Raw genomic sequence first — 20,797 nt, forward strand, 5'->3', positions numbered from 1 at the left:
GCAGACGGTAACTCACCCGACCACCCTCACTTCTGCTGTTCGTTCTTGGCCCACTCGAAAGTTCGCACGATCCCTTCCTTCATCGAAACCTTGGGCTCCCAGCCCAGTTCGTCGCGCGCCAGATCGTTGCTCAGCACACTCACTGGCACATCGAAAGAACGGCCAGGCTTGTAGTTACGGGCAACCGGCTCACCGCTGACTTCTTCGATCATCGACATGAGACTGTTCAGGCTGGTACCCACGCCGGAACTGATATTGAAGACACTGGCGCTACCCGAGTAGGTAGCCGCCTTGGCGAACGCCTCGGCCACATCGCTGACATGCAGGAAATCGCGCTCGACGCTACCATCACCCCAAATCTCGATCGGCAAGCCCTTCAGCACGTTATGGATGAACACACCCACCGCGCCCTGCGCAGTCTCCACGCGCTGACGCTCGCCGTAAGGGTTGGCGACCCGCAGAACGACAGGCTTGATGCCATACAGATGGTTGTACATTTGCAGATATTTCTCGATGGTCAGCTTGGTGATGCCATAAGAAACTTCTGGATCTGTCGGGTGTTTTTCATCGATCGGCAGGTACTTCGGAGCGCCATAGACAGTGCCTCCGGAAGAAATGAAAACGATTCTGCCAACCTTGTGCGCAACCATTGCATTGAGCAGCTGCAAACTTGCAACGACATTGCTCTGGACATCGTAGACCGGATCTTCATTCGAGCTTTTCGGCAGCGTGGTGGAGACCAGATGAAAAACAACATCGGCACCTTCTACTGCCTTGTTTATATCACTGGTGGACGACAAATCGCCTGTCATCCATTCGACACATTCATGAGATAAAAACTTACGATATTCAACTACGCGAGGACGCTCAAAAACTCGAATTGAATGACCATCTAACAACAAGCGATCAACAATTGTTGATCCGATAAAACCACCACCACCAAATACTGTAATTTTCATAAAAACTCTCGACTGACATCGAAAAAATGACAAAAAAATTGACGTTAATCAGCCAATAAAAATGACAAAAAAATTAACACAAAAGCGACAAAGCGTCAAGAAACCAACACTTTCAACTTTTGCGCAACCTTTTTAATCAATGGGTTTTTCAGCAAGTATTTAGTAAATGGATATTGGCGAACTTGTGAAATTAACAACCGTAGAATTCCGGCCTTGACTGGAACCTCGGTCTGCGCATCATTTGTCAGGCAATGCGTAGAGTAGAGATAATCCAGATAAGATGTCACACGACGGTTCTCCAGCGCAGTCGTCGCCAGCTCTCTCGCGAGCCCTGCCGCCATGAACGGTTGGGGTGACTGCGCCCTGTTGGCTTGAGCCTCATCCAAGATCTGCAACCACTGACGATTGGTCGCGGCTGCAGTGTAATGAGCCTCGATCAACTGCCGGCACGCCTGCGCCTTTCGCTCACGCATCGCCGGATCTTTCGACAGCACCTTCAATACGTCAACATAGCGACTGACCTCGTCTTCGCCGTGCGGGACCAGATACCCGGTTTCCTCCCCCACCAGCTCATCCTGTCCACCAACATCGGCGACCACCGGCACAACGCCTGCAGCCATTGACTCAAGAAGAGCGACCGAGATTCCCTCGTATTCCGAAGGCATTAGCAACACATCGGAAATCGCCAGCAATGAGAGCCACTCAGCATGCGGTTTCGCACCAATTACATGAACTTCTGCACCCAAGCCATACTGCTTGATTGATGCCTCGAACGCGGGACGTAATTCGCCCTCACCGATGATCAATGCATTGAAGCGAATGCCAGCCTGTTTCAAACCGTTGAGGATTTCAGCCAGCTTCAGCGGTCGCTTCTGGTCACACATGCGCCCCGCAAAAATGATGGTAAAGGCCTGTTCATCAAGGCCTAGACCACGCTGTTTTTCAGCTCGCTGAGTTTGCGAAAGCGATACCGGGTGCGATTTGATTCCCGTGTACATGACACGAACTTTCCCGGCATCAGCATTGCGCTCCACCATCCACTCGGACAGATGGCGAGTACTGACCACGTTCATGTCCAGCGCATCCTGATAACCGACGCCAAATCGCGGATGCCCGCCGTTGAGCCAGTGCATTTCCTCGGTATGACTCAAGTCCAGGAACGTCGTCGCTGGCGCCTGCGTGCGCAAGTAAGGAAGAAGCTGATAACCCAGCGTACTCCCGGCTACCAATACAGTGTCGATCTGTCTGGAGGCAATGAGATACAAGAGGAACCTTGGAAAATCTGACAGCGAAAGAATATTCGGCAGAATGAAGATATCCGCCGTCCACTCCGCAAACTTGTCCTGCCACCGATGATCAGCCTCAAGGGTAGCGCATACCGTTACATCGGCGCCGCCCGCAACGAGCCCTTGAATGAGATCAATATTGACGCGATCAGCCCCGCCCTCAACCATCCACGGCAGTAAAAACATGACCCTTCTACCGCGCACGTTGCCTTTCAACGGATTATTGAATACAACGCCCTCGGGCAATGTTTCATAGGCAGAGGGATAACGACGCTGAGGGCTAGGAACAGGCTTGAGCGGCAGTGAGGGTGAATCGTCAAGGTCTTGTCGCGACGATACTTTGCTAAAGGTCTGCAGAAACTCTGCAATGGTAAAACCCCAATGACCCGCATCCGCCAGGCGAGCGAGAAACGATGTTGGATCTCTGCCGTCGACGAGAGGCGCTACTTCTTCAGACATCTGCAAGATGACCGACTTGCGAACCACAATGCCTCTGACTTTGGGATGAGGGTGCTCGAGGTAATATTTGCCTTGACTCAAGCTGTGCCGTACTGGCACGCGCTGCTCTCCCGTTATCGTGCCGAAGGAGTTGCAAAAAGCGAACTCAGGGTTGGACTCTAGAAACCAGATACCCTTCTCGATAAATGTCGGATCAAACGCTGTTGCTGCATCAGCCAGAACTACATATTCAGGAAATGCCCAAACGTCATTCGCATAAGAGCACTCTGTACGATCAAGTACCTGCACACGCTTATCAACGGCTATAGCTTGCAAGAACTCATCGGCAAATTGCGGCGCCGTGCCACCTTCAAAGCAAATAAGCCATTTCCAGGACTGGAATGTCTGCCCCAGAAGGGATCGATACAGATTCGAAAAATCGGTGAGCGTAGCGCTCGCACTGCTGACGACAAGGACGTCAGCTTGCTGAGGACCACCACTCGATCCATTTATCGGTTCGTATCGATTCGCCATTTCAACCGGATCGGCGCTTGGAAGAGCATCAATCTGCGCAGAGTTCGACATAATATAATTACTTCCCTGCGCCAAAACGCTGAAGACTTTTGAAAAACTTGAATACCGACAAGCTATTAACATCACGCAACCGCAAGAACGGTTTCTCAACGAATGTGTATGTCAGATGAGCGAGCGCGTAAACGCATACAATGAAAATCGGGTAGGCCAGCCACGGATTATCGTAAATACGCTCGTGCAACCCATATCGATTCAAAACATTTATTACCAATATAAAAGCGAAAATATGGCCGAGATAAATTGAATAGGAAATCAGGCTGGTATATTTCACGAAGCGATTTACAATATTAAGGCGCGAAGCACTCAGACTGAAAAATGCAGGTATTAACGTGGCGAAAAATATCGCTGACCACGTGAAAAACAATGATTGCTCCAGCTTGCTACCAGCAGTCCATGGCATCCCTTGTCGAGTCAGGACAATCAATCCGACAGCGAATGTAAATGGCACATACCAAAATTTGGCCAGACATTCAAAGATCGGGCGGTGCCAAGTGTAGAGATAAGCGATCAATACCCCGAAACCAATGGCATCAAGGCGGTACAACACTACATAACGTGCATCGTCATATCGCACTGACTGAATTGGCAATCCGATACGCGCAAGAAAAGGCGCCACTATAAAGACCAGAATAACGATCGCTGCTGCGCTCTTTACGCCTGCGCCCAGCCCGATCATCAACAACATGACAAGCGGAAAGGTGTAGTAAAACCACTCTTCAACTGCCAGGCTCCAGGATAGACGGTAGAAATCCGTCATGCTCCATGCAAAGTTCTGCGCAAACACCAAGTAGTGAAACTGCTCGGCGAATGTCGTGGCGCCCGCCCAGTCAAATCGCAACGAAACAAAAAAGAAGAAAATATAGAGCGGCAAAGTCCTCATCCAGCGGCGATACCAAAACTCTGTCAATCCCGCAATCTTTTGTTCGCGCCAATGCGCCGCCTCTTTTAGCAGAATCCTGCCGATAAGAAAACCACTCAGACAAAAGAACAAGTCCACACCGAAAGTCGCCAGAAATGCAAATCCGGCCAATACTGGATGCGGTGCCGAGTGCCCGAGCATATGTCCGAAAACAACAAGCAGGCAGGCAATGGTCCGACAAACATCCAGGCCAAAGGAACGATGGACATTCTGTACAGCGCCTGTTGCTTGAGGGTTATTCATCAAGTTTCACTTCTTTAGTCCACAATATGTCACAGCAACGTCCTTCCGGTGCCCTGAACTGACCTAGCGCGACGCGTGTAATGGCCATCGGCGCGAACTCTATGCGGTAATGACAAGAGCCGGGACCTTCCTGCTTTTTGGTTTGGACTGGCGTCAAGGCCTTCAGATTGAACTGCTGATTGATGAATCCTTCCGGGCCTGCGCTCGCGGCATTCGCGGGATAAAGATGCAGGAAAAACTCATCCCCCAACTTGTCGATGTCACACGCTTGTACTTCCAGGGTGACCCCCGCGCTCGTCACGGCCACATCCACCCCTTGCGGAAGAACGACCGTAGGTTCGACCGGTACGGGCAATTCAACTACCTTGCCGACTCCTGTCCAGCGAGCGAAGGACAACACTCCTATCGCAATCAAGGCGAAAAAAAGGACACCACTCAATATCTTCAGATCGACCTTCACTCTCACTGCCCAATCATCACTGATTACTTTTGCGTACCATAAAACCAGCACTCCGCCCCATTCAGAAGCGAAACACTGGCTCGGTCAGTTATCCTGGAAGATGCCCTGTTACCAGCTGCTTAGCCTGCGCACTACCTTACCGGCAAAGCGCCGCAGTGGATTGCTGACGATGCGACTCGGCACTACGGGCGCCAATGCTGCCGGGTTGAAAAATTCTTCCTGACCCGTGAGCGCGATGAAATCCAGGTAGTTGAAGCCGTGAATAGCTTCGATCTCCGCCCTCTCCTCGCTATTGTTCATCAACTGATACAGTAGTTCGACACCAAACAGCCGGGTGCCAGGGCAACCGCCGATCTGGATTGCGAACATTGCCAGCAAGTATCCACTATTAGCCCCTTTTGGCGTTACCCACTTTACACTTTCGGGAAACGCTTCAAGTATGTCGGCCAGCGACATGCCAATGTAGTTTTTCTTTTGAAAGTACCATTCCAGCCACATCCGGGCCCGCCTGTCCGGCCGATCCCCACTCTCGTTGGATTGATCCGAGAAGATACGGTGTAGAGTCAGTCGCTCTTGAACAACATGGATATCGAAAATCTTCAGTAACCGTGTCCACATTTCGGCATCGTCTGTTTGCGCATGCGCGCTTCTATAGAGACCCGCCTGTTCATAGGCACTGCGTCTGACCAGCGCACTTGGGTGACACAACTGGTTTTCGTTGAAGAACAGCGAACGCAACCAGGCCGTCCGCGGCTTGTTCGGCTGATTGAACCATTCGACGACGAGTGGCTGGTTATTCTCGTCAATGCATTGAACATGCGAAAATACCGCACCTATGCCGGGATTTGCTTCCAGCACGGCCACTTGCTTTTCCAGCTTGTCCAGTTCCCAAGCATCATCCGAGTGGTGAATGGCAATATATTCACCGGTACTTTGCGATTCGATAGCACGATTAATGTTATAGATATAACGGCGAGTTCTATCGTTCTGAACCTTGATGATTCTTGGGTCATTGTAGCTTTCGATAACGGCCCACGAACCATCTGGCGAAACGTCATCTACAATAATCAGCTCCCAATCAGTAAACGTCTGATTGATCACAGAATCGATTGCCTGCCCTATAAACTTTTCATGGTTATAGGAGGTAAGAACAACTGAAACTTTCGCCACTTTACGCTCCGTTACGCTCATTAGTTACACGCAATGCCTTGCGCAACTCCGCTTGGGAAAGTTCGAGATCCACCTTCAACTGGCTCGCTTCTTTCTTCGACTGGTCCAGCTCAATTACGAGATTTTCGCATTCAGAGCGCAACGCTTCAAGTTGAGCTTGTTGAGCGAGCCTGTGGACCTCCAGGTCATTATATTGTGCCTCTTTAGCGACCATTTTGGCCTCTAGATCACCATATTGTGCGTCTCTGGCAATCCTATCGGCCTCTTGAGCACTACAGTGCGCCTCAATAGCATATATCTGCTCTTCTTTGCTCTTGGCGAAAGCAGCCCAAGTGTCGCGATCTCCGACAAGCCACTCTTTATCCTTCAGCAGGTCAGCCATCTGTTCGTTCAAACATTGGCGCATTTCACCCATGCGTTGATGCCTGCCGCGTAAAAGCTCAATCCCCTTCAGCGCCACCGTCAACTGCTCTTGCGAGAAACTTTCCTTCGCAGGCGGAATGACTTTTGAATAGCCATATTCCTCAAAATCCCTGGAATAAAGTTCTTTAATCAGCTCCTCGGATCGCGGGCTGATGAATTCCGGCAGATAGGGAATCATGCTCTCGTTCGCGCGAGCAGTCGTAAACGGACTTACATATGCCTCTGCGAGGTGAGCGCGCAGCGCAGCATCAAGCGCCGCAGTATCTTCTATTTTTGAGATGGCGCTGTAGGGGAAAAGTGCAGGCTGGAGCAAATCGTACTGAGGCGTCCAATGACAATCCTTGAAATCGTCGCGCTCGTGGACGTACAGATATTCGAGAAAACACTCGAAAGCCCCCGCCACATCTGACATGAGTTCAATCGGGTACTCGACGAAATCCTGCCCTTCATAAGGAACAATCTGTAACGGCTCGCGCAGCAGTATTTTCGATTGCCAGGCAGAAAAAATCCGTTTGTAGGGATTTCTCACCAGCGCAAAGCTGAAGTACCCATCGGCCTTTATCTGAGCAAGTCGCTCGGGGGATCTGACGAACAATCCTGGGGCGACGGCGAGCAACGTGTCATGAATGGCCAATTCCGGATCTGTTTCCGAACTGCTTTTCGCTTGCTGGACGGCCTGAACAACGCCCTCAAGCTCTGCAAACCACCATTTCACGGAGGTGCACGCCACCTTTGGAGTGGCCACGTAGAACAACTTCCGCTCATCCGAGACGCAGCTATTCCAGGAAAAATAGTCCAGCAAGCGCTGGTCATCACTACTCGTCATTACTTTTTTCTCAATTCTCATTGATTTTTATGCAAAGGGAAATCTTGCCGATATTCACGCTATATCGGGGCCTATACCCGGCCTCCTCATCCATTCGAACATCCCTGTCCCGAGGCATCTGAACGACTGATTCTCCCTCAGCAGATCAAGTTTTAGAGCAGTTCAAGCGCCGGTTCGTCTACGGAAACATCCATATAACCAAACGACCTCAACCCCTGATCCGACACCACCCTGAACATCGAAGCATCCAGAATCCGATGGCACAGGGTTGGCTCGCTCTCCGACCACACGCCCCCACCGACGAAGTATACGCCGGGGAGCATCACCATCTTGCAGCTGAACGTGACTCGAAACTCGCGTTCAGCGCCTTCACAGTCAAAATATTTCCCTTCATCGGGGAAACGCTGACCGGTAATCACGACGCCCGACACCGTGCGGATATGCATCGCAAAGAAAACCCGCGAAACCGCGTCAGTGAGGTTGCCCCGCATGACGATATCGTATTCGCCGCCGGCCTTCAGGACATTACAACGACGTCCTTCTTTGTCGAACACCTCGAACGCGTCGATTCGAGCACCTTGTTCGGGGTAGACCGTAGTCGACTCAGGCACCATTCCGGCATCGAAGTACTGGTCTTGCGCCGGAGCATCCTGCTCAGCTTCCAGCGGGGTCGTTTCGACAGCAATCTTGTCCGTACCAATTGCGCGGAATTCCTCGATCAATCGAGGCTGCTCTTCGGCTGGTGCGTAGATCAGCTTTTGATAAGCCCGCACCACCTCCATCGGCGATCCGGTACAGACGCGCTCACCGCGCTCCATCAAAATCGCCCGATCACACAGCTCGACAACCTGCGGTCCCGAGTGGGAGACGAACAGAATCGAAGTGCCCTTCGCCTTCAACTCATCGAGCCTGGCGAAACACTTGCGCTGGAAGCGCTCATCACCGACCGCCAGCGCCTCATCGACAATCAGGATGTCCGGGTCGACCATCGCCTGAACGGCAAACGCCAGACGCACGATCATGCCGCTGGAATACGTCTTGACCGGCTGATGGATGAACTCGCCAATGTCGGCAAATGCCGCAATGTCGTCGTAGCGCTCATCCACTTCCGCACGACTGAGGCCGAGAATCGCGGCGTTCATGTAGACGTTCTCGTGCCCGGTGAACTCCGGGTTGAATCCGGAGCCGAGCTCAAGCAGTGCGCCGATCCGGCCCAGAGTCTGAACATCACCGACGGTCTGGTTCAACGTACCGCAGATGACCTGGAGCAATGTCGACTTGCCGCTGCCGTTACGGCCGACAATACCGACAGTCTCGCCTTTCTTGATTTCGAACGAGACGTTCCTGAGTGCCCAGAACTCTCGATAGTATTGTTTGCGCTGACCAGCGACCATCTGCATGAGGCGATCGCGTGGCTTGTCGTAAATGTGATAACACTTGCTGACATTCTGCAGCTTGATCGCGATTTCAGAGGACATCGGCGAACCCCTTTCTAGTCTTCTGGAAGAAGGCAAACCCCAGGTAAGCCACTGCAATCGCTATGCATGCGTAGATGCCGAGCGCCTGCCAATCAGGCTGCTGCCCGAAAAACAGTACGGCCCTCACGTTCTCCACGGCCACGGTGAGCGGGTTGAGCAAAAGCAGATGCCGATACTCCTCCGGCACTGCCGTCGCAGGGTAGAAAATCGGCGCGAGAAACATCAGACCGCTGGTCACCAGGCCAATGAAATGCGCGACATCTCGCATGTAAACACCGATGGCGGCCAACCCCCATGACAGACCCAGGATGATCAGCACCAGAGGCGCTATGACCAGCGGCAGGTAAAACAATGTGAGCGGCGGCATGCCAAAAAACACGCAGTAAGCCAGCAACCACACAATCAGGCTGACCAACGCATGGAACAAGGAAGAGCCGGCGATTACGCACGGCAGTATTTCCAGCGGAAACACGACCTTCTTCACGTAGTTGGCATTTGAAATGATCAGATTGGGCGCGCGGGTGACACACTCTGCGAACAGGTTGAAAACCATCAGGCCGGCGAACAGGATCAACGCGAACTCGGCTTTTGAATCACCAGCCCCCGCCCAGCGTGAATTGAAGATGAAGCTGAACACGAATGTGTAGATCGCCAGCATCACGATCGGATTGAAGAACGACCAGAGAATGCCCATAAAGGAGCCGCGGTAGCGACCGATGACTTCGCGCTTGATCAAAGCAACGATAAGTGCGCGATTGCGCCAGACACTGGAGAACATGACGCCAGGCGCCGCTGAAAACTTCTGCATTAACCTGCGACCTCAAAAAAAATCATTTTCAAACCCTTTTCACAACATTCATCATCAAATTCCTTTGAAAATGATCGCTACTGCAAGCCCCAGATTTCCAAGGAGCGTCTGGCGGTAAATACCCGAGCGCCATATCCCGGTGATGCGTCCAGCCAAGCCCCGATTGCGAGCGCTCTTGAACCGGCTCAACACCTTGCGGTTCTGTTCGGTCAGAAGATGTTCAACCACCTCCAGGTGGTCGATGTTCTGATCGATCCAGCGCCGCAAACGTCCCTGAAACATTTTTCGGATACGCGTCAGGGCGGCCATGAACCCCGCATTGGCGCCTATCGAATTCGTTTCGTGCTGCCGATAGAAAAGATGCGGCACCTGATCGAAATGAAACTGCCCGCCGGCACCGGTCACCAGCATATAGGCCCACCAGTCATGGGCGACAATGCCCCGAGCCGGCCCCGCCTTCAATAGCTCATGCGCCGCGCGATTGAAAACCATCGTGTTTCCGGCGGCGACATTCTGTACGAGCGCATTGGGGAAGCTGAAGTCGCGGCAATATCCGGGGGTCATCCCCACTTCGACACCGGACTCATTGACCACCGTCGTCCGGGAGGCATACAGCGCAGGAACGCCAACGGGTACCTGACGTAGCCGCGTCAACGCAGCGCTGAGCTTATCGGCCGCCCAGACATCATCCTGGTCGGACCATGCGTAAAAATCAGCACTGATATTTTCCAGACAGGTCACCGACATGAAGTTGTCGGCGAACCCCGTTCGAGGGCCGGAAAGCAACGTCACTTTCTGCTCCCCCATACGCGCCTGAAACGACTTGAGAATCTCCAGTGTTGAGTCGGACGATCCGTCATCTGAGACGAACAGACGCCACTGCGCATGTTGCTGCTGCTCAATGGAGCTCAATTGCTCGGAAAGAAATCGCTCTCCGTTATACGAGCACAGCAATATCGCGACAGACTCATCCAGCTCCGGCACTTCGACTGTATCGACACTCAGGCCGGAGTTCGCGGAATCCGCTGATAAGGGGCTTGACACTGTATGCTCCACTGCAATTAAAACGCCGGTCGGAAGCCTGAGGAATCATATCCAGTGCTTCGACGGTATCGGCTCCATTCGTTCCCTTCATGAAGCGGGCGATTATAGAGAACTTTCATCTCCGGTTGTTGGGCTTCGAGCAGGCGAAGCAAAATCGCAAAACCCGCTCCAGCCTCGATCAGGACTTCCTGCCAACGACAGCAGTCAGCCAGCAGACGAAAAAAAACAGAAACTTGTCACGCGGCCGCCGACGGCACTGCCCGCCCCTGACGGATAACCGCAGCAAGTCACGCCGCCGCAGAGGCAGCCAGCTGCTGACGAAGGGATTTTTATCCGCCCCGACAAGCAGCGCGATGGCCTGAACTTGCTTGAACCACCAGCCTTCATGGATGGTGACATAGCGTTGAAACAGTGATGTCAACCCGGTATTGGCGCCTACCTGGTTACTCTCATGCTGCCGATAAAGCATGCTCGGCCGCGAATCGATGAACCATTTGAAGCCATGGCTGCGAGCGAACGCATAGCAATACCAGTCATGCAAACTGACTTGCTGCAGTTGCTCCCAATCCTGAATGACCTGTTGGCGCAGTGACCGGGCAAGCGCGGGGCTCAACACGTAAGTACAGCCAGGCCCCGCCGCCTCGAACAGAAAGTCCCAGGCAACTTGCGGCTGACTCTTGTCGAGCAGGATCGTCTTGCCATCCGGCCAGAAAGCCGTGACATTGCTGGAGTAGGCATCGACTCCGTGCGAGGTAATGGCTTGTGTAGCGCGCAGCAGCTTGTCGGACTCCCAGATATCATCCTGATCTGCAAACGACACAGCATCGTAATCGTGCAGATCAACATCTCGAATCAAACGAAAAAAATTGCGCGCCGCACCACCAAAACGCCCGGCAGGAGGCAAAAGAATCACGCGACTGTCGACCTCTCCGAGAGCTTTGCACCAGGCCTCGGTGCCGTCTTCGGACAAATCAACGCTGATATGAATAGTGACATCGACGGACTGCTGACCGAGGATCGAGGCTACCTGCTCCTCGATCCACTGCATGCCATTGTAGGCAGCCAGCAAAACCGCAATCTTGGGATGTTTTACTGGCATGCCATTCCTGCTAGCAGCGATTGAACCCACCGATTGAAAGCGCGAGGCTTTCGAATCAGCGAGAAGGCGAGTCCAGCAGTTTTTGCAGGTACTGACCGTAACCGGTTTTCTTCAAGGCATTTGCCTGAGAACCCAGCTGCTCTGCTGTTATCCAGCCATTGTGGTAAGCAATTTCTTCGAGGCACGCTACTTTCAAGCCTTGACGCTGCTCGATGGTGTGAACGAAGTGACTGGCTTCCAACAAGGAGTCATGGGTACCGGTATCCAGCCACGCGAAGCCACGGCCGAGCATTTCGACATTCAGCGACTTCTTATTGAGGTAGGCGCTGTTCACATCAGTGATTTCCAGCTCGCCTCGCTCCGACGGCTTGATATTCTTGGCGATTTCCACGACCTCGTTATCGTAGAAATACAGACCGGTCACCGCGTAGTTGGATTTCGGCTTCAACGGCTTTTCTTCGATGCTCAGGGCACGGCCTGTCGCGTCGAACTCGACCACGCCAAAACGCTCCGGATCGGAGACGTGATAACCAAACACAGTGGCGCCACTCTTCTGCTCGTTGGCGGAGCGCAGATTGTCCGAGAAGTGCTGGCCGTAGAAGATGTTGTCACCCAGGATCAGGCAGCAAGGGTCCTTGCCGATGAACTCTTCACCGATGATGAACGCTTGTGCAAGTCCATCCGGGCTCGGCTGCTCGGCATAAGTCAGCTCGATACCGTAAAGGCTGCCATCACCCAGCAATTTGCGGAAGTTCGGCAGATCTTCCGGCGTGGAGATGATCAGGATCTCGCGCATGCCGGCAAGCATCAGTACCGAAAGCGGGTAGAAAATCATCGGTTTGTCGTAAATCGGCAGCATCTGCTTCGACACGCCGAGGGTCAGCGGATGCAGGCGAGTGCCCGAACCGCCGGCGAGGATGATGCCTTTACGATTATTGGTGGTCATTTGTTCAGAACTTCCCTAAGCATTCGAGTTACACCACTTTGCCAATCCGGCAAGTGTAGAGAAAAATTGTCGCGCAGCTTTTGTGTATTCAAGCGCGAGTTCAACGGTCGACGTGCGGCAGTTGGATAAGCCGTTGCCTCAATGGGTTCAATTGCCTGTACGGCAAGCGACTCGCCATTGGCCTTGGCAAAATCCAGCACATGACAAGCATAGCCGTACCATGACACTTCCCCAGCGGCCGCCAGATGATACAAACCGGACAGCTCCGGGCGCTTGAGCGCTTGCTGCAGCGCCAGTGCGGTTATATCCGCAATCAGATCGGCACCTGTCGGCGCTCCCACCTGATCAACGATGACATTGAGCTTTTCGCGCTCTTTACCCAGACGCAGCATGGTCTTGGCGAAGTTGCCGCCACGAGCGCTGTAAACCCAACTGGTACGAAACAGCAAGTAACGGCAACCGGAGGCCTGGACGGCGCGCTCCCCTGCCAACTTGCTTTCGCCGTAGCGATTCAGCGGCTGCGGCTCGTCGCCTTCCAGCCAGGGCACTTGCCCCTGACCGTCAAACACGTAATCAGTCGAGTAGTGGACCAACCAGGCACCCACTTCACGAGCTTCGTCGGCAAGAACCTGGATAGCTTGCGCATTCACCAGATTAGCCTGATCTGGCTCGGACTCGGCAGTGTCGACGGCATTGTAAGCTGCCGCATTGACGATCACGTCAGGCTGGACCTTGCGGATTGTCTCGCGCAAGGCCGCCAGGTCGGTCAAGTCACCAGACAACCCGTCAACGCCATGCCGACCCAGTGCGATCAATTCGCCAAGCGGCCGGAGGGAGCGTTGCAACTCCCATCCCACCTGACCATCCTTTCCTAGAAGAAGGATCTTCATGCCTTGTTCGATCGATCCGCGTAGTTCTGATCGATCCACTGCTGGTAGCTGCCGCTCTTCACGTGCTCTACCCATTCGGTGTTGGTCAGATACCACTCGACGGTCTTGCGAATACCCGTTTCGAAGGTTTCTTCAGGCGTCCAGCCCAGCTCACGCTGGATCTTGCTGGCATCGATAGCGTAACGCTGATCATGGCCCGGGCGATCCTGGACATAGGTGATCAGACTGGCATGCGGGCGATGTGCAGAATCCGGACGCAGTTCGTCAAGCAGGGCGCAAAGTGTATGGACCACTTCGATGTTCTGCTTTTCGTTATGACCACCAATGTTGTAGGTCTCGCCGATAACACCCTCGGTCACGACCTTGTACAGCGCACGAGCATGGTCTTCTACATAAAGCCAGTCGCGAACCTGATTACCTTTGCCGTAAACCGGCAGCGGCTTGCCTTCCAGCGCATTGAGAATGATGAGCGGGATCAGTTTCTCGGGGAAGTGGCAAGGGCCGTAGTTGTTCGAGCAATTGGTGACCAGTGTTGGCAAACCATAGGTGCGAGCCCAGGCACGAACCAGGTGATCGGAACTGGCCTTGCTGGCCGAGTATGGCGAGCTTGGCTGGTAAGGCGTAGTCTCGGTGAACAGATCTTCCGGGCCTTCAAGATCACCATACACTTCGTCAGTGGAGATATGGTGGAAGCGGAAGTTGCTCTTGCGGGTATCGTCCAGCGCCGACCAATAGTGGCGTGCGGACTCGAGCAAAGTATAAGTACCGATGATATTGGTCTGAATGAACTCGGACGGGCCCGAGATCGAGCGATCAACATGGGACTCAGCGGCAAGATGCATGATCGCATCCGGCTGGTGCTCACGCAGAACACGATCAACCTGCTCGCGATCACAGATATCAACGCGTTCGAATGCGTAACGCTCGTCTTGACTAACCTCGGCCAGCGACTCCAGATTGCCGGCGTAAGTCAGTTTATCGACGTTAACGACAGAATCGGTGGTGTTGGCGATGATGTGACGGATGACTGCCGAGCCGATAAACCCGGCGCCGCCGGTTACTAGAATTTTCACGCGGAACCATACCCTTGAGCTGCGGACAGCGCCATCAACGAGCACTGTCTAATCCATGAATGCAGAAGCCACCAAACATGAGGCTTCCGTCAAAGTCAGTCTGAATCGACGCGCAATAAAGCATTGTCGAACAAGGGCTGCATTTTACAGCTTAACGAACGTTTTACTAATGGATATAAACAGGGAGAGGCGCAATTTCGACAGACGCCCTGCACCTGCCGCTTTCAGACAAGGCGTTTGCGCGCCGCTCTGGAGGAGCGCCCCAAAAACCAACCGAGCACTGGCCCCATCAACATACCAATCAGCAACGCCAAGACTACGATCAGTGAAACTGGCAACTGCGGCCCGCTCAAACCTAGAAACAATAACGATACCGATTGCTGGTTTTCGAGCACAAACGCTAGAACCACCAGAATCAGTAAAAGAATAAAAACGCCAAGAAATATGCGCTTAAGGTTACGCATGAGGAACCCCTTGAGAGATAGCGACTGTCAAACCCCCTCCTCCTCTTCCTCATTCACCCGATCACGCAACTCTTTGCCCGGCTTGAAATGCGGAACGAATTTACCGTCAAGACTGACGGATTGGCCGGTCTTCGGGTTACGACCGACGCGCGGCGCACGGTAGTGCAGGGAGAAACTGCCAAACCCACGGATCTCGATGCGATCACCGGTGGCAAGGCATTGGGACATTTGCTCAAGCATGGTCTTGATGGCCAGCTCCACATCCTTGGATGAGAGCAGCCCTTGATGGGTGACAATTCGTTCGATCAACTCCGACTTCGTCATATTTTTCCCTTCTTTTTCAAGCAGCTAGATCAGCGCTTGAAAGGTTTTAGCACGCCCGGAAGATTTTGAACAGCCCAGGGATTGACATATCTTCCACCGCGTCGAAACGCCCGTTTTCAGGGCATCACAGCAACAAACAGGGCACAGCATGCTTAACGGCATATCACTAGCATGGTTCGCGTCACGTAGCCCGCCGGGTTGAAGCCAAAAGGAAACTCATCTTCATCCTTGGCATCATCCGATCGGGTGATCACCTTGTACCCCGCCCCCTTGCACTCCTTTGCCGCACGCTTCTGACATTTCTCCCAGCCAGAACCCAACCCAGAGCAGTCGACCTCTATACCACTGACACCACGCACAGCATGGGTCTTGGCACTGGTCGTACAGCCAGCCAGAACCAGTACAGCCATGAGGACAATAAACTTGTTCATCCACTTCCTTATGCCAGGCAACTGCCCGACGACTACACGCTTAAGACCAAGCTTAGACGTGAATAGACGATTGATCCGATTAAAGAAACAGACCAGTTCGAAGTGGAATTGGTTTCACCGAAACACTCGCGAAAACCTGGAAGTACCAAATCGCAGGCACAAAAAAGGGCGACCGAAGTCGCCCTTTTTAATGATCAAGCAGAACTTAGTTCTGTTTGGCCATTGCATTGCGCAGCAGTTGCGCCATGGTGGTGTCGCCAACAGGAGCTTCTTCAGCCTTCAGGCTTTGGATAGCTTCTTTCTCTTCAGCATCGTCTTTCGACTTGATGGAGAGCTGGATCACGCGGCTCTTGCGGTCAACGCTGATGATCTTGGCTTCTACTTCCTGGCCTTCTTTCAGAACGTTGCGCGCGTCTTCAACGCGGTCACGGCTGATTTCGGAGGCTTTCAGAGTCGCTTCGATATCGTCGGCCAGAACGATGATGGCGCCTTTGGCGTCAACTTCTTTCACAGTGCCTTTAACGATGGCGCCTTTGTCGTTCTCTTGAACGTACTCGGAGAACGGATCGCTTTCCAGTTGCTTGATACCCAGGGAGATGCGCTCGCGCTCTGGGTCAACCGACAGGATAACGGTGTCCAGCTCGTCGCCCTTCTTGAAACGACGAACAGCTTCTTCGCCAACTTCGTTCCAGGAGATGTCGGACAGGTGAACCAGACCGTCGATGCCGCCGTCCAGACCAATGAAGATACCGAAATCGGTGATCGACTTGATGGTGCCGGAGATTTTATCGCCCTTGTTGAACTGGCCAGAGAAATCTTCCCATGGGTTAGATTTGCACTGCTTGATGCCCAGGGAGATACGACGACGCTCTTCGTCGATGTCCAGAACCATAACTTCCACTTCGTCGCCGACTTGTACGACTTTCGAAGGGTGGATGTTCTTGTTGGTCCAGTCCATTTCCGAAACGTGTACCAGACCTTCAACGCCTTCTTCCAGCTCAGCGAAGCAGCCGTAGTCGGTCAGGTTGGTTACACGAGCGGTAACGCGAGTGCTTTCTGGGTAACGGGCTTTGATAGCAACCCATGGATCTTCGCCCAGTTGCTTCAGGCCCAGGGAAACACGGTTGCGTTCGCGATCGTATTTCAGAACCTTGACGTCGATTTCGTCACCAACGTTGACGATCTCGGAAGGATGCTTGATGCGCTTCCAGGCCATGTCGGTGATGTGCAGCAGGCCGTCCACGCCACCCAGATCGACGAATGCGCCGTAATCGGTGAGGTTTTTGACGATACCTTTGACTTGCTGGCCTTCCTGCAGGGATTCCAGCAGAGCTTCACGCTCGGCGGAGTTCTCGGCTTCCAGGACGCTGCGACGGGAAACGACAACGTTGTTGCGCTTCTGGTCCAGCTTGATGACCTTGAATTCCAGCTCTTTGCCTTCCAGGTGCGTGGTATCGCGCACTGGACGGACGTCAACCAGGGAACCTGGCAGGAACGCACGGATGCCGTTAACGTCGACAGTGAAGCCGCCTTTAACCTTACCGTTGATAACGCCCTTGACCACTTCCTCAGCTGCGAAGGCCGCTTCCAGAACGATCCAGCACTCAGCGCGCTTGGCTTTTTCACGGGACAGCTTGGTTTCACCGAAACCGTCTTCAACCGAGTCCAGAGCAACGTGAACTTCGTCACCGACATTGATAGTCAGATCGCCAGCGTCGTTGTAGAACTGCTCAAGCGGGATGAGTGCTTCAGACTTCAGGCCAGCGTGAACGGTTACCCAGCGAGCCTGGTAATCGATATCAACGATAACACCGGTGATGATGGAGCCTGCCTGAAGGTTCAGGGTTTTTAGGCTTTCTTCAAAGAGTTCCGCAAAGCTTTCGCTCATTTTAATTCCTGTAAATGAGGGCGAAGGATACGCCCATCTCCACACCCCAGACGGTGTGGGTTAGTTTCATTAAAAAGAAGCGCTGCAGGACTATGACTGGTCCCCTGCCGCCTTCTTGGTCACCCGGCGATATCGCGAATGGCGATCTCGCTCATGATGCGTTCAAGCACCTGATCGATGGACAACTCCGTGGAATCCAGCTGTATGGCGTCAGCCGCCGGCTTAAGCGGGGCTACCGCTCGCTGGGTGTCACGCTCGTCGCGTGCACGGATCTCATCTAGCAGACTCGACAGACTAACACCCTCGACTTTGCCCTTCAACTGCAAATATCGACGACGCGCCCTCTCCTCGGCACTGGCGGTCAGGAAAATCTTCAGCGGCGCATCAGGAAAAACCACCGTGCCCATGTCGCGACCATCGGCCACCAGACCCGGCGCCTCCTGAAAAGCACGCTGGCGCTGCAGCAGTGCCTCGCGTACGGCCGGCAATGCCGCCACTTGCGAAGCGCCGGAACCGACGCTTTCGGTGCGAATGACATCGCTGACTTCGTCGCCTTCCAGAATGATCCGTTGCAACTGACCATCGGTCGCCGCAATGAACTGAACATCCAGATGAGCGGCGAGTTTCTTCAGCAGCTCTTCATTGGTCAGATCCACACCGTGGTTGTGCGCAGCAAATGCCAGCAAGCGGTACAACGCACCGGAATCCAGCAGGTTCCAGCCCAGACGCTTGGCCAGAATCCCGGCTACGGTGCCTTTGCCCGAGCCGCTTGGCCCATCAATGGTGATGACCGGTGCAATGTATTTCACGACTGAGCCTCTTGTGCCACACGAATACCGACCTGCCCGCACAGTGCGAGGAAGTTCGGGAACGACGTCGCGACGTTGGCGCAATCATGGATGCGGATCGGTGCAGTAGCGCGCAGCGACGCCACACTGAATGCCATCGCGATACGGTGATCGCCATGACCATGCACTTCGCCGCCGCCAATCTGGCCGCCGTCGATGATGATGCCGTCCGGGGTCGGCTGACATTTGACGCCCAGCGCCAGCAAACCGTCTGCCATGACCTGAATGCGATCCGATTCCTTGACCCGCAGCTCTTCGGCGCCGGTCAGCACGGTGCGCCCTTCGGCACAGGCAGCGGCGACGAACAACACCGGGAATTCGTCGATGGCCAGTGGAACCAGCGCTTCAGGAATCTCGATACCTTTGAGTTTAGCTGCCCGCACGCGCAGGTCAGCCACCGGCTCGCCGCCGACTTCACGCTGGTTTTCCAGAGTGATGTCCGCGCCCATCAGGCGCAGGATGTCGATCACGCCAGTGCGGGTCGGGTTGATGCCGACGTGCTCAAGCACCAGCTCGGAACCTTCGGCGATCGAGGCCGCGACCAGGAAGAACGCTGACGACGAGATGTCGCCGGGCACTTCAATGTGGGTCGCAGTCAGCTTGCCGCCGGACTCGACCGATGCCGTAGCGCCATCAACGCTCACCGGATAACCGAAACCACGCAGCATGCGCTCGGTGTGGTCGCGAGTCGGAGCCGGCTCGGTCACGGTGGTCTTGCCTTCAGCGTACAGACCGGCGAGCAGCAGGCAGGACTTCACCTGAGCACTGGCCATCGGCATGGTGTAAGTCAGGCCTTTGAGCTTGTGTCCGCCACGAATGGTCATCGGCGGACGACCTTCAGCAGCAGTTTCAATCACGGCGCCCATTTCGCGCAGTGGATTGGCCACGCGATTCATCGGACGCTTGGACAGCGAGGCGTCGCCAGTCAAAACGCTGTCGAAGTTCTGCGCCGCCAACAGGCCGGACAGCAGACGCATCGAGGTACCGGAGTTGCCCAGATAGATCGGGCCGGGCGCCGGCTTCAAGCCGTGCAGGCCGACACCGTGGATGGTCACGCGGCCGTGGTGCGGGCCTTCGATGACCACGCCCATGTCGCGAAATGCCTGCAAGGTCGCCAGGGCGTCTTCACCCTCAAGGAAGCCTTCGACTTCGGTGACGCCTTCGGCCAGCGAGCCGAGCATGATCGAGCGGTGGGAAATCGATTTGTCACCCGGTACGCGAATCCGACCGGACAGGCGGCCACCAGGTTGAGCCAGGAAGATCAGATCGTTGGAATTCATAGCGTCCACATAGGCCCTGCGGGCCAGGATTTTACTGAAATGCTCGCGGGCAACCCGGGCGCGAGTGAAAACGCCCAACAATTGGTGCCCATCCCCTGCATCGACCGCGTCGCGCAAGGCGTCGAGGTCGCTGCGAAATGTATCGAGTGTGCGCAGGACAGCCTCGCGGTTGGCGAGGAAGATGTCGTGCCACATCACCGGGTCGCTTCCGGCGATTCTTGTGAAATCGCGGAAACCGCCCGCAGCGTAACGGAAGATCTCAAGATTTTCATTGCGCTTGGCCAACGAATCGACCAGACCGAAGGCCAGCAGATGCGGCAGATGACTGGTCGCGGCCAGCACTTCATCGTGACGCTCGACCTGCATGTGCTCGACGTCGGCGCCCAATTCGCGCCACAGACGATCAACCACAGCCAGCGCCGCCGGATCGGTTTGCTCAAGCGGCGTGAGAATCACTTTGTGGCGACGGAACAGTTCGGCATTGGAGGCTTCCACCCCGCTCTGCTCGGAACCGGCAATCGGATGACCCGGAACGAATCGCGGCGGCATAGCGCCAAACGCTTCGGTCGCCGCGCGCACCACATTGCCTTTGGCGCTGCCGACATCGGTCAGAATCGCCGAGCCCAGATCCATGTTCGCCAACCGCGCGAGCACTTTCTCCATGGCCAGAATCGGCACCGCCAACTGAATCACGTCAGCGCCCTGGCATGCGGTTGCCAAGTCATCTTCACAGCGATCCACAACGCCTAACTCAACCGCCAACTTGCGCGACTGCGGGTCGAGATCGACCCCGACCACTTCGCGGCAGATACCGCTTTCACGCAAGCCTTTGGCAAACGAACCACCGATCAACCCCAGACCGACCACCACAAGGCGACCGATCATAGGTGCAGCAGATTGCAGTGC

The 20,797-nt window shown here is 54.4% G+C and carries 19 protein-coding genes; all 19 read right to left on the reverse strand.

The window, feature by feature from the left end; all coding sequences use genetic code 11:
- Nucleotides 1-26: 26 nt before the first annotated feature.
- The 19 genes from AC3IUF_RS21295 to AC3IUF_RS21385 all read right to left on the reverse strand — a co-directional run bounded on the left by AC3IUF_RS21295 (nt 27) and on the right by AC3IUF_RS21385 (nt 20,776).
- On the reverse strand, nt 27-959 hold the full coding sequence (locus tag AC3IUF_RS21295; RefSeq protein WP_007908483.1) for an NAD-dependent epimerase/dehydratase family protein: 933 nt from the start codon (nt 957-959) through the stop codon (nt 27-29).
- A 95-nt stretch (nt 960-1,054) separates the two neighbouring features.
- A complete protein-coding gene (locus tag AC3IUF_RS21300) occupies nt 1,055-3,268 on the reverse strand; it encodes a glycosyltransferase (protein WP_489279242.1) in 2,214 nt (737 codons plus the stop codon).
- A 7-nt stretch (nt 3,269-3,275) separates the two neighbouring features.
- Nucleotides 3,276-4,439: an acyltransferase family protein gene (locus AC3IUF_RS21305; RefSeq protein ID WP_177321048.1), complete on the reverse strand. Its 1,164-nt coding sequence runs from the start codon at nt 4,437-4,439 to the stop codon at nt 3,276-3,278.
- Nucleotides 4,432-4,899: a hypothetical protein gene (locus AC3IUF_RS21310; RefSeq protein ID WP_489279244.1), complete on the reverse strand. Its 468-nt coding sequence runs from the start codon at nt 4,897-4,899 to the stop codon at nt 4,432-4,434. The genes AC3IUF_RS21305 and AC3IUF_RS21310 overlap by 8 nt, the downstream gene beginning before the upstream one ends.
- Before the next feature lie 108 nt (nt 4,900-5,007).
- Nucleotides 5,008-6,069: a glycosyltransferase family 2 protein gene (locus AC3IUF_RS21315; protein ID WP_489279246.1), complete on the reverse strand. Its 1,062-nt coding sequence runs from the start codon at nt 6,067-6,069 to the stop codon at nt 5,008-5,010.
- 1 nt (nt 6,070) lies between these two features.
- Nucleotides 6,071-7,318, reverse strand: a complete 1,248-nt coding sequence (locus tag AC3IUF_RS21320) for a sulfotransferase family 2 domain-containing protein (protein ID WP_489279247.1) — start codon at nt 7,316-7,318, stop codon at nt 6,071-6,073.
- Between the two features lie 152 nt (nt 7,319-7,470).
- Nucleotides 7,471-8,796 (reverse strand): ABC transporter ATP-binding protein, encoded by a 1,326-nt coding sequence (locus AC3IUF_RS21325; RefSeq protein ID WP_007908462.1) that lies wholly within the window; start codon nt 8,794-8,796, stop codon nt 7,471-7,473.
- Nucleotides 8,786-9,604 (reverse strand): ABC transporter permease, encoded by an 819-nt coding sequence (locus tag AC3IUF_RS21330; RefSeq protein ID WP_007908460.1) that lies wholly within the window; start codon nt 9,602-9,604, stop codon nt 8,786-8,788. Before AC3IUF_RS21330 ends, AC3IUF_RS21325 begins: the two co-directional genes overlap by 11 nt.
- A gap of 54 nt (nt 9,605-9,658) precedes the next feature.
- The gene (locus AC3IUF_RS21335) at nt 9,659-10,648 is read right to left on the reverse strand and encodes a glycosyltransferase family 2 protein (RefSeq protein WP_007908457.1); all 990 of its coding nucleotides are present in this window, start codon (nt 10,646-10,648) and stop codon (nt 9,659-9,661) included.
- Between the two features lie 178 nt (nt 10,649-10,826).
- Nucleotides 10,827-11,747, reverse strand: a complete 921-nt coding sequence (locus AC3IUF_RS21340; protein ID WP_489279249.1) for a glycosyltransferase — start codon at nt 11,745-11,747, stop codon at nt 10,827-10,829.
- A gap of 55 nt (nt 11,748-11,802) precedes the next feature.
- The gene (gene rfbA, locus AC3IUF_RS21345; protein ID WP_007908453.1) at nt 11,803-12,693 is read right to left on the reverse strand and encodes a glucose-1-phosphate thymidylyltransferase RfbA; all 891 of its coding nucleotides are present in this window, start codon (nt 12,691-12,693) and stop codon (nt 11,803-11,805) included.
- On the reverse strand, nt 12,690-13,583 hold the full coding sequence (gene rfbD / locus AC3IUF_RS21350; RefSeq protein WP_007908452.1) for a dTDP-4-dehydrorhamnose reductase: 894 nt from the start codon (nt 13,581-13,583) through the stop codon (nt 12,690-12,692). Before rfbD ends, rfbA begins: the two co-directional genes overlap by 4 nt.
- A complete protein-coding gene (rfbB, locus tag AC3IUF_RS21355) occupies nt 13,580-14,656 on the reverse strand; it encodes a dTDP-glucose 4,6-dehydratase (protein ID WP_176472320.1) in 1,077 nt (358 codons plus the stop codon). Before rfbB ends, rfbD begins: the two co-directional genes overlap by 4 nt.
- A 224-nt stretch (nt 14,657-14,880) precedes the next feature.
- Entirely contained in the window at nt 14,881-15,120 is a 240-nt protein-coding gene (locus tag AC3IUF_RS21360; RefSeq protein ID WP_007908448.1) for a LapA family protein, read from the reverse strand.
- 27 nt (nt 15,121-15,147) lie between these two features.
- Complete coding sequence (gene ihfB, locus AC3IUF_RS21365) at nt 15,148-15,444, reverse strand: integration host factor subunit beta (protein WP_003189779.1); 297 nt, start codon at nt 15,442-15,444, stop codon at nt 15,148-15,150.
- A 152-nt stretch (nt 15,445-15,596) separates the two neighbouring features.
- Nucleotides 15,597-15,875, reverse strand: a complete 279-nt coding sequence (locus AC3IUF_RS21370; protein ID WP_007908433.1) for a hypothetical protein — start codon at nt 15,873-15,875, stop codon at nt 15,597-15,599.
- A 205-nt stretch (nt 15,876-16,080) separates the two neighbouring features.
- Complete coding sequence (rpsA, locus tag AC3IUF_RS21375; protein ID WP_186620528.1) at nt 16,081-17,763, reverse strand: 30S ribosomal protein S1; 1,683 nt, start codon at nt 17,761-17,763, stop codon at nt 16,081-16,083.
- A gap of 119 nt (nt 17,764-17,882) precedes the next feature.
- The gene (cmk, locus tag AC3IUF_RS21380) at nt 17,883-18,572 is read right to left on the reverse strand and encodes a (d)CMP kinase (RefSeq protein WP_007908422.1); all 690 of its coding nucleotides are present in this window, start codon (nt 18,570-18,572) and stop codon (nt 17,883-17,885) included.
- On the reverse strand, nt 18,569-20,776 hold the full coding sequence (locus AC3IUF_RS21385; protein WP_007908420.1) for a bifunctional prephenate dehydrogenase/3-phosphoshikimate 1-carboxyvinyltransferase: 2,208 nt from the start codon (nt 20,774-20,776) through the stop codon (nt 18,569-18,571). Before AC3IUF_RS21385 ends, cmk begins: the two co-directional genes overlap by 4 nt.
- Nucleotides 20,777-20,797: the final 21 nt, after the last annotated feature.

Source organism: Pseudomonas sp. KH_040 (assembly GCF_057839305.1).